A 14,320-nucleotide genomic window follows, 5' to 3' on the forward strand; every position below is an offset into this window, starting at 1 on the left:
TCCGGTCTGCTCAGGCGGTGGCGAGTTGCGCGGCGAATCGGGTGTCGACGAACTCGGCGAACTCGAACCGCCTCGGAATCTCCTTGGCCGCGACGAACGCGTCGGCCAGCTCCTGCTCGGAGCGGATCACCTCGGCGTTCAGCTCCACGGGCAGGTCGGGGCCGAGTTCGGTGGCCCGCCGGGTCACCTCGACGGGCAGGCCCGTGTCGTCGGCCCACGCCTGCGCGCGCTGCTCGCGGTTGGCGTCGGCGAACCGCTGGGCCCGGGCCAGCCGGACCAGGTAGTCGGCGATGGCGGTGTTGCGGCCCGCATCGGCGAGCGCGGCGGGGCCTGCGACCTGGAAGCTCAGCCCGTTGGCGGTGCCCCGGCCGTCGGCGAGCAGCCGGACGGCCGATTCGAGCTGGATCTGGGAGAAGTAGGGGTCCCAGATGGCCCACGCGTCCACCGAGCCCTGCTTGAACGCGCCCATCGCGTCGGAGGGCTGCAGGTACACCAGTTCGACGTCGGCCGGGGCCAGCCCGGCCTTGCGCAGCGTCAGCAGGATCTGCCCGTGCGCGGAACTGCCCTTGGCCACGGCGATCTTGCGGCCGCGCAGCTGCCCGACCTGCTGCAGCGGGGAATCCGGCAGCACGACGAGCGCATCGCTGGCGACGTTGCCCTTCGAGGCGGCGACCACCCGGATCTTGGCCTTGGCCGCGGCGGCGAACAGCGGCGGTGTGTTCCCGACGCCGCCGATGTCCACGGCGTCCGCCGAGACGGCTTCCAGCAGCGGCGGGCCGGACGGGAAGGTGGCCCATTCCACGGTGTAGGGGAAGTCGTCCAGCCCCGCGGAACGCAGCAGCGACCGGGAGTTGCCCTTCTGGTCGCCGACGCGCAGCGTGACCGAGGCCAGTTGCTCGGGCGGCACGGGCGCGGGCACCGGCGCTTGTTGCGGATCGGGCCGCCCGCCGGCGCAGGCGCTGAGGAACCCGGTGGAGGAAATGGCGAGCACGGTCAGGAAATCACGACGACGCACGGTCGGATGCTCCGAATTCACAGGAGTCGGGCAGGGGAGAGCGACCCCGACCGGCAGCACGCGGCGGGGCGGTTCAGCGCGAGGAGATCAGCGGCAACGACACGCGGAACTGGCCTGCCGCCGCAGATCGACGTGCAAGCGCCAGGTCAACGCAATGCGTCCGGTCACGTCGCCGATGCTCGCAGCAGGCGCGCGTCGCCGTCAACGCCGCGCCGAACGCTCCCAGAGATCGGGAATGCCCGTCATTCCAACCGGATCTGGCACTTCCGGGAGGCGAACGCGAGCACGGCCAGCACCGCCGAGAAGAACATGCCGCCGCCCTCGCCGAGGAACAGGCACAGCACCGCCAGCACCGCCGCCACCAGCACCAGCAGCATCCGTGGCGACAGCTGCAGCCACAACCGGCGCAGCGAACTGGTTTCGGTCAGCCTCCGAGCCAGCTTGGGGTCCTCGCCCATGAGCTGGTTCTCGATCTCCTTCAGGCGGCGACGTTCGTCCTTGGGGAGCATGGCCACCTCCACGGAAGATCCGCCTCCTTGAACAAGTATTGCAACGATCGTGGCAGCTGTGAAGGGCCCATCGGCCCGCCAGGCCCTGCAGTCGCGGGAACTCGCGGCGCTGGTCGGCGGTAGGCACCGGGTTTGGATCTGCACTGCTCCGTGGAGGTGAAGAACCCCCGCGGGGCCATCCGCCTCGGTGATCTGCTGCCATGGTGCGGACGATCGTGACCCTCGACCGTACCGGCCCCGGCGGTGCGGTGCAGTACTCGGCGGAGAGCCCGTGGAGATGGGTGGCCGTCGATCTCGGCCGTGCTGCGGCTGGCAGGATCGGTGCGTTGGTCCTGGCGCAGGTGGGGAGTGGGAATGGAGATCTGGGTCAACCCGGCGTGCTCGAAGTGCCGGTCGGCCGTGTCGCTGCTGGACGAGGCCGGGGCGGAGTACACGGTCCGCCGCTACCTGGAGGAGCCGCCCACGGCGGCGGAGCTGGGCGAGGTGCTCGACCGGCTCGGGCTGGAGCCCTGGGACGTCGCCCGCACGGCCGAACCGGTGGCCAAGGAGCTCGGGCTGAAGGAGTGGCCGAAGGATCCGGCGAACCGGGACCGGTGGATCGAGGCGATGGTGCAGCACCCGAAGCTCATCCAGCGGCCGATCATCACCGCCGACGACGGGACCACGGTGGTCGCGCGCACGCCCGAGGCGGTCCGGTCGGTTCTGCCCGGCTGAGTCCTGGACGCGCGGAAACGGGGCGGGTGCGCGATGCACCCGCCCCGTTTCCTCTCGCTGTCAGGCCGAGACCGGCGCGTCGACCCGCAGGGTCAGCTCGCCGTCGGCGGCGGACACCCGCAGCCGGGCGCCCTCGGCGAGTTCGCCGTCCAGGATCAGGTCGCTGATCCGGTCGTCGACCTCGCGCTCGATCGCCCGCCGCAGCGGCCGGGCGCCGAACTCGGGCTGGTAACCGCGCTCGGAGATCCAGGCCACCGCCGCCTGGTCGAACTCGACGTCGATGCCCAGCTCGCCCAGCCGCCGCTCGGTGTGCGCCAGCAGCATCCGGGTGATGGTGTGCAGCTGCTCACCGTCGAGCCGCTTGAACACCACGATCTCGTTGATGCGGTTGAGGAATTCCGGCCGGAACGCCTCGCGCAGCCGCGGCATGATCCGCTCGTCCAGCGCCGGGTCGGCATCGCCCGCGGTGAAGCCGATCTTGCCGCCAGGGCTGGAGATGACCTCCGAGCCCAGGTTGCTGGTCATGATCAGCACCGTGTTGCTGAAGTCCACGGTGCGGCCCTGACCGTCGGTCAGCCTGCCGTCGTCGAGCACCTGCAGCAGCGTGTTGAACACGTCGGGGTGGGCCTTCTCGACCTCGTCGAGCAGCACCACCGAGTACGGGTGGCGCCGCACGGCCTCGGTCAGCTCACCGGCCTCGCCGTGGCCGACGTAGCCGGGCGGGGCGCCGACCAGCCGGCTCGCGGTGTGCCGCTCCTGGAACTCGCTCATGTCCAGCCGGATCATCCGCTGCTCGTCGCCGAACAGCGATTCGGCCAGCGCCTTGGCCAGTTCGGTCTTGCCGACACCGGTCGGCCCGAGGAACAGGAAGCTGCCCACCGGGCGGTTCGGGTCACCGAGCCCGCTGCGCGACCGCCGCACCGCGCGGGCCAGCGCCCGCACCGCGTCGTCCTGGCCGACCACGCGTTCGTGCAGCTCCTGCTCGAGGTTCTGCAGCCGCTCCTTCTCCGCGGCGGTCAACCGGCTGACCGGGACCCCGGTCGCCCGCGCCACGATCTCGGCGATGTCCTCGGCGGTGACCTCCAGCGCGCCGGTGGACGCCGCGTCGCCGAGCCCGGAGCGGGCCTGGTTGATCTCGTCGCGCAGTGCCGAAGCGCGCTCGTAGTCCTCCTGGGCGACCGCCTCGTCCTTCAGCTGCTCCAGCCGCTCGATGCGGTCGCGCAGGGCGGTCTCGTCCGGTGCCAGCGCGGCCAGCCGCTTGCGCGCCCCGGCCTGGTCGATCAGGTCGATCGCCTTGTCCGGCAGGAACCGGTCGTTGATGTACTGGTCGGACAGCCGGGCCGCGGCCGTCACCGCTTCCTCGGTGTAGCGGACCTGGTGGTGCTCCTCGTAGTTCTCGCGCAGGCCCTGCAGGATCAGCACGGTGTCCGCAACGCTCGGCTCGGGCACCTGCACCGGTTGGAACCGACGCTCCAGCGCGGGGTCCTTCTCGATGTGCTTGCGGTACTCGTCGAGGGTCGTCGCGCCGATCACGTGCAGCTCGCCGCGGGCCAGGCGGGGCTTGAGCATGTTGCCCGCGTCCATGGCACCTTCGGCACCACCGGCGCCGACCACGGTGTGCAGCTCGTCGACGAAGACGATCAGCTCGTCGCGGTGCTCGGAGATCTCGTCGATGACCTTGGTCATCCGCTCCTCGAAGTCACCGCGGTAGCGGGTGCCGGCCAGCATGCCGGACAGGTCCAGCTGCACGACCCGCTTGCCGTCGAGCACCTGCGGCACCTGACCGGCGACGATGCGCTGCGCCAGGCCTTCGGCGATCGCTGTCTTGCCGACCCCGGCCTCACCGACCAGCACCGGGTTGTTCTTGGTGCGCCGGGACAGGATCTCCACGGTCTGCTCGATCTCGGTGGCGCGGCCGATCACCGGGTCGAGTTCGCCGGCCCGGGCCCGCGCGGTCAGGTCGCGACCGTACTGGTCGAGCGTCGGCGTGCTGCTGTCCTGGTTCTGCTGCTCCGGCTCGGAGCGCGGCCGCTGGGTCGCGGCGCGCAGCGCCTCGGGGCCCGCACCGGCGGAGCCGAGCAGTCGCCCGGTCTCCGATTCGGGGCTGGCCGACATCGCCAGCAGCACGTGCAGCGGGCTGATGTAGGTGGAACCGAGCGCGCGGGCGACCCGGTGGGCGTCGGCGAGCACCGTGCGCGCCGCCAGCGTCAGCGCCACCGGCTGGTCACCGGTGGCATCACCGGCTGCGGGCAGGTGCTCCTCGACCTTCGCCGCGAACGCGTCGGGGTCGACGCCGACCTGCTTCAGCTGCGCGCGGGTGGGCTCCTCGTGCGCGGCCGACCACAGCAGGTGCAGCGCGTCCAGGTCGCTCTGCCCGCGGTCCCGGGCGAAGCGCGCGGCACCGCTGACCAGCTGCTGGGCCTGCTCGGTCAGCAACTGCCCGATGTCGATGCGCCGGGAACCGGACGCGGCGTCGTCGGCCCCGAAGAAGCGCGCGAAGTACTCGTCGAACGGGCCGCCTGCCGGTCCGAAGAACGTCGCCATGCCAAACCTCCTCGCGACGGTGTTGCTGGCTTCCGCCGCCATCTACTTGAGTCTGCTGTTATCAACCAACGTCAGTCCACCCCGGGTAATTCCCAGCAGCCACACGAGTGGCGCGCGTCACTCTGGCGTGCCGGTGCGGGGGAGGGGTGTTGACTTCGAGCGAGGTCGAAGTAGCAGGTTGTGACCAGCAGGTTCGTGGAGAGGATGGACATGACTTCGGTTGAGCGTTCGGCGTTCGACGCCGCGTACGAAGAGGGCACGGCTCCGTGGGTGATCGGCGAGCCGCAGCCGGCCATCGTCGAGCTGGAACGGGCCGGCGGCATCAGCGGGAAGGTGCTGGACCCGGGCTGCGGCGCCGGTGAGCACACGATCCTGCTGGCCGGGCTGGGCTACGACGTGCTGGGTGTGGACTTCTCCGGTCCGGCGGTCGAGCGGGCGCGGGCCAACGCCGCCGAGCGGCAGGTCGAGGCCCGGTTCGAGGTGGCCGATGCGCTGGCGCTGGAAGGCGGCCCGTACGACACGGTGGTGGACAGCGCGCTGTTCCACGTCTTCGGCCCGGAGGACCGGGCGAAGTACGTGCGCAGCCTGCACGCGGTGTGCCGGCCGGGTGCGACCGTGCACGTGCTCGCCCTGTCGGACACCGAGCCCGGCTTCGGTCCGCGCCTCCCGGCTTCGGTGATCCGCGAAGCGTTCGACGTGCCGGGCTGGCGGCTGGAGGAGATCCAGGAGCGCCGCTACCGGGGCGTCGCGCGCGGCGAGCACGCCGACGGGCTGGGCGTTGCCGACGGGTCGCTGGTGGACGTCGCCGCCTGGCTGGCCCGCGCCACCCGGCTCTGACGTCCACAGTGGAGTCTGGGGGTGGTTCCGGCCGGCCGCGGCTGGCATCCTCGGTCCATGACCGAAGATGCTGCGTGCGCGGTGGCGCACGGCGAGGTGCCGGTGGACGGGGGCAGCCGCGCGTTGGTCGCGGTGTTCGCCTCGCCGGTGGCCGAGCACCTGCTGCGGTACGGCCGGGACCTCGGCTTCCGGACGTTGCTGGTCGATCCGGGCCCCGGGCGGGCCGCGGACGGCGCGCTGGCCGAGGTGCCGGAGCTGGGGCCGGACACCGACGTCGTGGTGACCGACCACCACCGCGCGGAGCTCGGCGCGGTGCTGCGGGACGTGCTCAAGCGCGATGTCCGCTGGGTCGGCGTCATGGGCAACCCGCGCCACGCCGGGCCGCACGTCGCGGCCCTGCGGGAACTCGGTGTCCCGGAGTCCGAGATCGCGCGGGTGCACCGCCCGATCGGCCTCAACATCGGCTCGCGGACGCCGCCCGAGATCGCCATCGCGACCCTCGCCGGACTGCTGGCCGACCGCAACGGAAAACCGGGCGGCTTCGCCTTCTGACCGCCTCCGCCGATGCTCGCTTTCGCCGGGCTGCCGTGGTTATGCTCCGGGCACCCTGCGCCGGGTCGACCCGGTGTTCGGGTGGCGCGGAGCGGAGGGGTGCGGGTTCGTGGACGGTGATCGGGCGAGCGGGTCGCAGTCCGAAGCGCTGGGCGATCTGGTCGGCTGGGCGGCGAGAACCGGTTGGGGTGCGGCACGCGTCGGTTTCGGCCTGATCAAGCAGCTGCCCGGCGGAGTCGAGGCCGAGCGCGGATTCCGGGCGGTGGAGCGGGTGGTGGCCACCGGAGTGCGCCAGTGGCTCGACGATGTGGAATCCAGCCCGGCGCAAGCCGCTGACGACCCGGTGCGACCGGCCGAAGAGGCGCCGAAGCCGCCCGACCTGCGCGAGCGGATGGCCGAGCTGCTGCACCGCTCGGCCATGACCGGCCGCGAAGAAGCCGCCGAAGACCTGTACTCCGGCATCCTCCGGCTCCTCACCCCGGACGAGGCCCGCATCCTGGCCGGGCTCGGCGACGGCTCGGCGTACCCGGTGCTGCACGTGGCCGAACGCGGCGTGGTGGGCGGAACCGCCCGGTTCGTGCTGCGCAACGGCTCGACGGTGGGGCGCGCGGTGGGCGTCTCGCTGACCGAGGAGGTGCCGCACTACCTGACCCGCCTGCACGCGTTCGGCCTGGTCGAGATGGGTCCGGCGCTGCCGGACCAGGACGACCAGTACGAGCTGCTGCAGACCGACTCCCGGGTGCGCGAGGCGCTGCGGTCGTCGAAGGCGGCCAAACCGGTGCGCCGCAGCGTGCGGATATCGGCGCTCGGAGCCAGGTTCTGGCGGCGGTGCGTCGGTCCAGGGGAAGTCGGATGAACGCGATCGTCCAGGACTTCGCCGAGCACTGGCCGATCTACCTGTCGATCCCGGTGGTGGCGGCGCTCATCGGCTACGTCACCAAGGTGATCGCGATCCGGATGATGTTCGGGCCGGTGGAGTTCAAGGGCATCAGACCGTTCCTGGGCTGGCAGGGCATCGTGCCCAAGCACGCCGCGAAGATGGCCGGGGTGGCCTGCGACACGCTGACCCAGCAGCTGATCAGGCCGCAGGAGGTGCTGGACCGGCTGGATCCCGAGCGCATCGTCGCCGAGGTCTCCGAGCCGTTGCGGCAGACCATCGAGGAGATCGTCCGGGAGGTCGCCTCGGCCTACCAGCCGGGGTTGTGGGAGTCGTTGCCGCGCAGCGTGCAGCGGGCGGTGATCAGCCGGGTGCAGGCCGACGCGCCGCGGTTGCTCGCCGAGGTGCTGGCCGAGATCAAGTCCGATGTGGACAACGTCTTCGACCTCAAGGACATGGTGGTCACCAGCCTGGTCCGGGACAAGGAGCTGCTGAACCGGATCTTCCTGGAGGCCGGCGGCAAGGAGTTCCAGTTCATCCGCCGCTCCGGCGCGGTGTTCGGCGCGCTGATCGGCGTGGTGCAGATGTCGGCCTGGGTGGTGTTCAAGGTGCCGCTCATCATGCCGCTGTTCGGCCTGTTCACCGGCTGGTTCACCGACTGGCTCGCGCTCAAGATGATCTTCCACCCGCGGCGGCCGAAGCGCTACCTGGGGCTGTTCGAGTGGCAGGGCCTGTTCCACAAGCGCCGCGACGAGGTCGCCGAGGCCTACTGCGAGCTGATCGCCGCGGAGATCATCACCCCGCGCAACGTCATCGAGGCGGTGCTGCGCGGCCCGATGTCGGACAAGGTGATGGTCCTGGTGCAGCGCCAGGTCGACGACGAGCTCAGCCGCCGCGCGAGCATCGCCAAACCGCTGCTGGTGCTGGCCATCGGCGGCCGCCGCTACCAGGACCTCAAGCAGCGGATCTCGGAGCTGCTGATGGCCAAGCTGCCGCAGACGATGGGCTACGTGGAGGACTACGCGGCCGACGCGATGGACATCCGCAACACCCTGGTCGGCAAGATGAAGGAGCTCGACGCCGAGGAGTTCGAGGAACTGCTCCGCCCGGCGTTCCGCGAGGAGGAGCGCACCCTCATCGCCACCGGCGCAGCCCTCGGCTTCATCGTGGGTGAGGCCCAGGTGCTGGCCCTGGAGCACCTGGCCCCGTGATCACTCCTCCGCGGCGAGGGCTTCGAGCACCGCTTGGCCGTACTTGTTGAGCTTCTGCTCGCCGATGCCGCTGATACCGCCGAGCTCGTCCAAGGTCGTGGGCTGGACCGCGGCGATCTGGCGCAGCGTCGAGTCGTGGAAGATGATGAACGGTGCCTTGCCCTCCTCGCGCGCGGTGGCCAGGCGCCAGGCGCGCAGCTTCTGGAAGACCGGCTCGGCCTCGGCGGGCATCTCCTGCGGGTCGGCCTTGGCGGTCTTGGCCTTGGGCGCGGACGCGACGCGCTTGGGCTCGGTGCGCAGCAGGACCTGGCGCGGATCTTCCCGGCGCAGCACCTCACCGCTGGATTCGGTGAGCACCAGCGTGCCGTAGTCGCCCTCGACGGAGAGCAGGCGCTGGGCGAGCAGCTGGCGGATCACGCTGCGCCACTCGTTGTCGCTGAGGTCGGCGCCGACGCCGAACACGCTCAGCGAATCGTGCCGGAACTGCTCGATCTTCGGCGTCTTCTTGCCGCGCAGGATGTCGATGACCTGCCCGGCGCCGAACCGCTGGTTGCGCTCGCGGTCGAGGCGGACCACGGTCGACAGCAGCTTCTGCGCGGCGACCGTGCCGTCCCAGGACTCCGGCGGGCTCAGGCAGGTGTCGCAGTTCTGGCAGGCCACCGGGGTGTCCTGGCCGAAGTAGGCGAGCAGCTGGGTGCGGCGGCAGCTCACCGTCTCGCACAGCGCCAGCATCGAGTCCAGGTGCCGGGACAGCGTGCGGCGGTGGGCCTCGCCGCCGTCGGAGAGGTCGATCAGCTTGCGCTGCTGCACCACGTCCTGCAGGCCGTAGGCCATCCAGGCGGTGGAGGGCAGCCCGTCGCGGCCCGCGCGGCCGGTCTCCTGGTAGTAGCCCTCGACGGACTTGGGCAGGTCGAGGTGCGCGACGAAGCGCACGTCGGGCTTGTCGATGCCCATCCCGAAGGCGATGGTCGCCACCATCACCAGGCCTTCCTCGCGCAGGAACCGGGCCTGGTGCCGCGCGCGGACCTCCTTGTCCAGCCCGGCGTGGTAGGGCAGCGCGTCGATGCCGTTGGCGACCAGGAACTCCGCGGTCCGCTCCACCTCGGCGCGGGAGAGCCGGTAGACGATGCCGGCGTCCCCGGCGTGCTCGCTGCGCAGGAACTGCAGCAGCTGCTTGCGCGGGTCGTTCTTCGGCACGATCCGGTACTGGATGTTGGGCCGGTCGAAGTCGGAGACGAAGTGCCGGGCCTCGGTCAGCTCCAGCCGGGTGGCGATCTCCTGGCGGGTCGCCGGGGTGGCGGTGGCGGTCAGCGCGATGCGCGGCACCTCCGGCCACCGCTCGTGCAGCACCGACAGGTTCAGGTAGTCGGGCCGGAAGTCGTGGCCCCACTGCGCCACGCAGTGCGCCTCGTCGATGGCGAACAGCGAGACCTCGCCGCGGCCGAGCAGCTCCAGCGTCGAGTCCAGGTTCAGCCGTTCCGGCGCGAGGTAGAGCAGGTCGAGCTCGCCGGTGGCGAACGCCTGCTCGGTGCGGCGGCGCTGCTCGTAGGTCTGGGTGGAGTTGAGGAACCCGGCCTTCACGCCGAGCTCGTTGAGCGCGTCCACCTGGTCCTGCATCAGCGCGATCAGCGGCGAGACCACGACCCCGACGCCCGGCCGTACCAGCGCCGGGATCTGGTAGCACAGCGACTTGCCGCCACCGGTGGGCATCAGCACCAGGGCGTCCCCGCCGCCAATGACCTGCTCGACGATCTCCTGCTGCGATCCGCGGAAGGAGTCGTAGCCGAACACCCGCTGGAGGACCTGCTGGGCATCGGTCAAGAGATCGGGGGTAGCCACGGCGCGCATCCTACGCAGTCCCCACGACCGTTCCCCGTTCCGCCGGTGCTGACATGCCCGGGAATGTCGGGCACCTGCTGTGACGTGCGTCCCGCCGGGGTGGGCTGGCACGGGGAATAGCTCGTAGGGAAGAATCGTTCCCGGAAGTAGTTGAATCTCGTACTAAAGAGGGCGGGATCTGGCCAGCGAGGGAGCTGACATGCAGTTCGGAATCTTCTCGGTCGGTGACGTCACCGCGGACCCGACCACCGGTCGCACGCCCACCGAGGCCGAGCGGATCAAGGCCATGGTGCGGATCGCGCTGAAGGCCGAAGAGGTGGGGCTGGACGTCTTCGCCACCGGCGAGCACCACAACCCGCCCTTCGTGCCGTCCTCGCCGACCACCATGCTCGGCTACGTGGCGGCCCGCACCGAGCGGCTGATCCTGTCCACCTCGACCACGCTGATCACCACCAACGACCCGGTGAAGATCGCCGAGGACTTCGCCATGCTGCAGCACCTGGCGGGCGGCCGGGTGGACCTGATGATGGGGCGCGGCAACACCGGGCCGGTGTACCCGTGGTTCGGCCAGGACATCCGCCAGGGCATCCCGCTGGCGATCGAGAACTACCACCTGCTGCACCGGTTGTGGCGCGAGGACGTGGTGGACTGGGAGGGCAAGTTCCGCACCCCGCTGCAGGGCTTCACCTCCACGCCGCGCCCGCTCGACGACGTCCCGCCGTTCGTCTGGCACGGCTCCATCCGCAGCCCGGAGATCGCCGAGCAGGCCGCCTACTACGGCGACGGCTTCTTCCACAACAACATCTTCTGGCCCGCGCAGCACACCAAGCGGATGGTCGACCTGTACCGGCGGCGCTTCGAGCACTACGGGCACGGCTCGGCGGACCAGGCGATCGTCGGCCTGGGCGGCCAGGTGTTCATGCGCAAGAACTCCCAGGACGCGGTGCGCGAGTTCCGGCCGTACTTCGACCACGCGCCGGTCTACGGCGGCGGGCCGTCGCTGGAGGAGTTCACCGAGCAGACGCCGCTGACCGTGGGCAGCCCTCAGGAGGTCATCGACCGGACGCTGGGCTTCCGCGAGTACGTCGGCGACTACCAGCGCCAGCTGTTCCTGATGGACCACGCCGGGCTGCCGCTCAAGACCGTGCTGGAGCAGCTGGACCTGCTCGGCGAGGAGGTCGTCCCGGTGCTGCGCAAGGAGTTCGAGTCGCTGCGGCCCAGCCACGTCCCGGAGGCACCGACGCACGCCTCCCTGCTGGCCGCCAAGAACGAGAAGAAGGCGGAAGCGGTGAAATGAGGTTCTTCGACCTCGTTTCGCGTGGCGGTGCGGGTGGTGGAACCTCAGGCACTCCCTGGCTGCGGGATCCCGTTCTTATGTATGCCCAATACACGGCGAACGGGCTGTCCTCGCCAGGAAGCGCCTGAGAACCCGCGGCGGTGCGGGCTGCACAGGTGGACTCGAAAGCGCCTTCGGCGCTTGGCGGCAGTTGCACGGCCACGCGGCCCCGGACGTCGCGGCTGCGGCCGCCGACCAGAATGGAGAGAGTTCAATGACCGAGCGGAAGCTGGTCGTGGTGTCGGCCGGGCTGAGCCAGCCCTCGTCGACCAGGTTGCTGGCCGACCGGCTGGCGGCGGCCACCGAGCGGGAACTGCCGGTGCGCACCAGGGTGGTGGAGCTGCGCGACCACGCCAAGGACGTGGCCAACAACCTGGTCACCGGGTTCCCCGGCACCGAGCTGCGCGAGGTGCTGGACGAGGTGGCGGCGGCCGACGGGCTGATCGCGGTGACGCCGATCTTCCAGGCCTCCTACAGCGGCTTGTTCAAGTCGTTCTTCGACGTGCTGGACAACGAGTCGCTGCTGGGCAAGCCGGTGCTGATCGGCGCCACCGGCGGTTCGCCGCGCCACTCGCTGGCGCTGGAGCACGCGATGCGCCCGATGTTCAGCTACCTGCGCGCGGTGGTGGTGCCGACGGCGGTCTACGCGGCGTCGGAGGACTGGGGCAACGGTGGCGACGGCACGGCGCTGGCCGACCGGATCGACCGGGCGGCGGCCGAGTTCGCGGCCCTGATCGCCGCCCGCCCGGCGGCCTCCCGGCCCGACCCCTTCGAGGAAGTCGTCCCCTTCGAGCAGCTGATGGCCCAGAACTGACGGCTGTCGCCCCGGCCGAGCGCCTTCGCGAGGCCGGGGCGTGCCGTTACGAGCCGACCGCTTCCGCGGCGGCCTCGTCGATCAGATCGACCACGGCGACCGGCTGCGAGGCCAGGGACGCGTGGCTCGCGTCCAGCTCGACGGTGCGGTGCGGCGACATCCGCTGCGCCATGTGCCGCTCGTTGTCCGGGGCGATCATGCGGTCGTTCGCCGAGACCTGGTACCAGGCGGGCTTGTTCCGCCACGCCGGGGCGCTCACGGCATCGCCGAAGGTCGAGGCGAGCGGCGCCTTCTGGGTGACGGCCATGACCAGGGCCGCGTCCTCGGGCAGATCCTGGCAGAAGCGTCCGCAGAAAGACGCTACGCGGGACGCGATTCGCCCGCAGGTCGCGGAGAAGCCGTTTGCGCTGCCCGTTGCGGGGTATGCCTTTCGCGATCGTGGGAGTCGTTGAAGCATCCGCGTCCGGGGGGAGAACGCCATGGCCAAGACCGAGCCCGAGCCGCGCCGCGATCCCCGGGCCGACCACCTGCTCACGCCCGAGAACTGCATCGTCGCGCTGATCGACTACCAGCCCGAGCAGTACGCCACGATCACCTCGAGCACGCGCGAGGAGATCGATCTGAACGTGGTCGCCGTGTGCAAGCTGGCCACGGCCTACGGAGTGCCGGTCGTGCTCTCCACAGTCGGGGTCGGCATGGGCGTGAACGAGGGCACCGCGCAGCGGATCCGCGACGAGCTGCCGGGAGTCGAGGAGATCGACCGCACCGGCGTCAACGCCTGGGAGGATCCCGACTTCCACGAGGCGATCGAGAGCTCGCGGCGCCGCAAGGTGGTCATCGCCGGGCTCTGGACCGAGGTGTGCCTGGCCTTTCCCACCTTGGACATGCTCGCCGCGGGATACGACGTCCACCCGGTGGCCGACGCGGTCGGCGGGATCAGCCCGGTGGCGCACGAGCGCGCGTTCGAGCGCATGATCGCGGCCGGCGCGCGGCCGGTCACCGCGATCTCCTTCGGCGCGGAGCTGATGCGCAACTGGGCGCGCACCGACTCCGACAACCTCCGGAAGATCATGCGTTGGTACTTCCCCGAACGCCAGCGCCTGGGCCTGGGCAGCTGAGTTCTGCGAACGAGTCCGCTTCCAGGCCCGGCTACGCGGTCGGCTCCGGTGCGAGAACGCTCGCGACGAAGTTGTCGACCAGGGCTGTGTGCTGGACGGGGTGCCAGGCGATGCCGACGTCCCAGGTCGCCTCCGGGTCGCGCAGCGCGGTGAATGCGATGCCGGGCGGAGCGATGCGGGCAGCGGTGGCGGGGACGAGCGCGGGTCCGACGCCCGCCGCCACGAGGGCCAGCACGGTCTGCAGGTCGTGGGTTTCGTGCAGGGTGCCGGGGCGGATCTGCCGGGCAGCGCAGAGCCGGTCGATCTGCGCCGCCAGGCCGGGGCCCTTGATCCGGGCGAGCCGGACCAGTCGCTGCCCGCCGAGCCAGCCGATGACCTCGCGCGGCACCGGGGTGCTGCTGGCGACGACGAGGTGATCGCGGCGCAGCGCGCGTTGGTGCAGGTCATCGCCCACCGGTAGCCGGACGAATCCCGCGTGGAGCTGGCCGGTGCGGATCCGGTCGGCCTGCACCGCGGAGGGCAGGTCCTCCAGGCCGACCTCGACGTCCGGGTACGACTGCCGGAACGCCGCGACCGCCCGCGGTGCGATGTCGATCGCGGACAGCCCGAATCCGAGTGCGAGGCTGCCGTGCTCGCCCCGGGACAGGCGGTGCGCGCGGTGCGTGAAGTCGTCGACCGCGGCGACCACGTCGCGGGCCTGCGGCAGCAGCGCCTCGCCGAAGTCGGTGAGCGAGGCGCCGTGCCTGCCGCGGGTGAACAGGGTGCCGCCCAGCTCGCGTTCGAGTGCCTGGATCTGCTTGGTCAGCGCCGGCTGGGTGATGGAGAGGCTGCGCGCGGCCGGTCCGAAACCGCGGTTGTCGGCGATCGTGACGAAGGCCCGCAGTCGAGCATGCATTCCGTCAGGTTATGCGAGAACGCCAAAGATTCATTGGACGTATGGATTTCGTTCGGTTG

14 protein-coding genes are annotated in these 14,320 nt (G+C 70.9%); 8 read left to right on the forward strand and 6 right to left on the reverse strand.

The features are described from left to right. Window positions 1-10: 10 nt before the first annotated feature. Both ATL45_RS29345 and ATL45_RS29350 read right to left on the reverse strand, forming a co-directional pair. Window positions 11-1,015, reverse strand: a complete 1,005-nt coding sequence (locus ATL45_RS29345) for an ABC transporter substrate-binding protein (protein ID WP_246025616.1) — start codon at window positions 1,013-1,015, stop codon at window positions 11-13. A gap of 242 nt (window positions 1,016-1,257) precedes the next feature. After that, on the reverse strand, window positions 1,258-1,524 hold the full coding sequence (locus tag ATL45_RS29350) for a DUF3040 domain-containing protein (RefSeq protein ID WP_093147324.1): 267 nt from the start codon (window positions 1,522-1,524) through the stop codon (window positions 1,258-1,260). Window positions 1,525-1,878: 354 nt separating this feature from the next. On the opposite strand from ATL45_RS29350, the gene ATL45_RS29355 reads away from it, so the two are divergent. Next, the gene (locus ATL45_RS29355) at window positions 1,879-2,238 is read left to right on the forward strand and encodes an arsenate reductase family protein (RefSeq protein ID WP_093146251.1); all 360 of its coding nucleotides are present in this window, start codon (window positions 1,879-1,881) and stop codon (window positions 2,236-2,238) included. A gap of 60 nt (window positions 2,239-2,298) precedes the next feature. Here ATL45_RS29355 and ATL45_RS29360 read toward each other — a convergent pair whose 3' ends face one another. Next, window positions 2,299-4,782, reverse strand: a complete 2,484-nt coding sequence (locus ATL45_RS29360; protein ID WP_093146252.1) for an ATP-dependent Clp protease ATP-binding subunit — start codon at window positions 4,780-4,782, stop codon at window positions 2,299-2,301. Between the two features lie 204 nt (window positions 4,783-4,986). Between ATL45_RS29360 and ATL45_RS29365 the strand changes: the two genes are divergently transcribed. From ATL45_RS29365 to ATL45_RS29380, 4 genes are all read left to right on the forward strand, one after another. Then, window positions 4,987-5,619, forward strand: a complete 633-nt coding sequence (locus tag ATL45_RS29365) for a class I SAM-dependent methyltransferase (RefSeq protein WP_093147326.1) — start codon at window positions 4,987-4,989, stop codon at window positions 5,617-5,619. Window positions 5,620-5,676: 57 nt separating this feature from the next. Continuing rightward, a complete protein-coding gene (locus ATL45_RS29370; RefSeq protein ID WP_093147329.1) occupies window positions 5,677-6,171 on the forward strand; it encodes an XdhC family protein in 495 nt (164 codons plus the stop codon). A gap of 109 nt (window positions 6,172-6,280) precedes the next feature. Then, window positions 6,281-7,027, forward strand: coding sequence for an Abi-alpha family protein (locus ATL45_RS29375; protein ID WP_211841322.1), 747 nt, complete (start codon window positions 6,281-6,283; stop codon window positions 7,025-7,027). Continuing rightward, on the forward strand, window positions 7,024-8,259 hold the full coding sequence (locus ATL45_RS29380; RefSeq protein ID WP_093146253.1) for a DUF445 domain-containing protein: 1,236 nt from the start codon (window positions 7,024-7,026) through the stop codon (window positions 8,257-8,259). The genes ATL45_RS29375 and ATL45_RS29380 overlap by 4 nt, the downstream gene beginning before the upstream one ends. Here the strand turns inward: ATL45_RS29380 and recQ are convergent, their stop codons facing one another. Then, the gene (gene recQ, locus ATL45_RS29385; RefSeq protein WP_093146254.1) at window positions 8,260-10,107 is read right to left on the reverse strand and encodes a DNA helicase RecQ; all 1,848 of its coding nucleotides are present in this window, start codon (window positions 10,105-10,107) and stop codon (window positions 8,260-8,262) included. 190 nt (window positions 10,108-10,297) lie between these two features. Here recQ and ATL45_RS29390 point away from each other — a divergent pair, with 190 nt between their 5' ends. Together ATL45_RS29390 and ATL45_RS29395 are read left to right on the forward strand one after the other, a co-directional pair. Then, window positions 10,298-11,395: an LLM class flavin-dependent oxidoreductase gene (locus ATL45_RS29390; protein ID WP_093146255.1), complete on the forward strand. Its 1,098-nt coding sequence runs from the start codon at window positions 10,298-10,300 to the stop codon at window positions 11,393-11,395. A gap of 253 nt (window positions 11,396-11,648) precedes the next feature. Continuing rightward, window positions 11,649-12,248 carry an FMN reductase gene (locus ATL45_RS29395; RefSeq protein WP_093146256.1) on the forward strand — a complete coding sequence of 200 codons (600 nt, stop codon included), beginning with the start codon at window positions 11,649-11,651 and terminating at the stop codon, window positions 12,246-12,248. Between the two features lie 46 nt (window positions 12,249-12,294). On the opposite strand, the gene ATL45_RS40195 is transcribed toward ATL45_RS29395, so the two are convergent. Continuing rightward, window positions 12,295-12,798 (reverse strand): alpha/beta hydrolase, encoded by a 504-nt coding sequence (locus ATL45_RS40195; RefSeq protein WP_342775317.1) that lies wholly within the window; start codon window positions 12,796-12,798, stop codon window positions 12,295-12,297. On the opposite strand from ATL45_RS40195, the gene ATL45_RS29405 reads away from it, so the two are divergent. After that, a complete protein-coding gene (locus ATL45_RS29405) occupies window positions 12,728-13,366 on the forward strand; it encodes an isochorismatase family protein (RefSeq protein ID WP_093146257.1) in 639 nt (212 codons plus the stop codon). The two genes, ATL45_RS40195 and ATL45_RS29405, sit on opposite strands and share 71 nt — an antisense overlap. Before the next feature lie 31 nt (window positions 13,367-13,397). Here the strand turns inward: ATL45_RS29405 and ATL45_RS29410 are convergent, their stop codons facing one another. Next, the gene (locus ATL45_RS29410) at window positions 13,398-14,261 is read right to left on the reverse strand and encodes a LysR family transcriptional regulator (protein ID WP_093146258.1); all 864 of its coding nucleotides are present in this window, start codon (window positions 14,259-14,261) and stop codon (window positions 13,398-13,400) included. Between the last annotated feature and the right edge of the window lie 59 nt (window positions 14,262-14,320).

Origin of the sequence: Saccharopolyspora antimicrobica (assembly GCF_003635025.1) — a bacterium.
In the GTDB taxonomy this organism is placed as follows: domain Bacteria; phylum Actinomycetota; class Actinomycetes; order Mycobacteriales; family Pseudonocardiaceae; genus Saccharopolyspora; species Saccharopolyspora antimicrobica.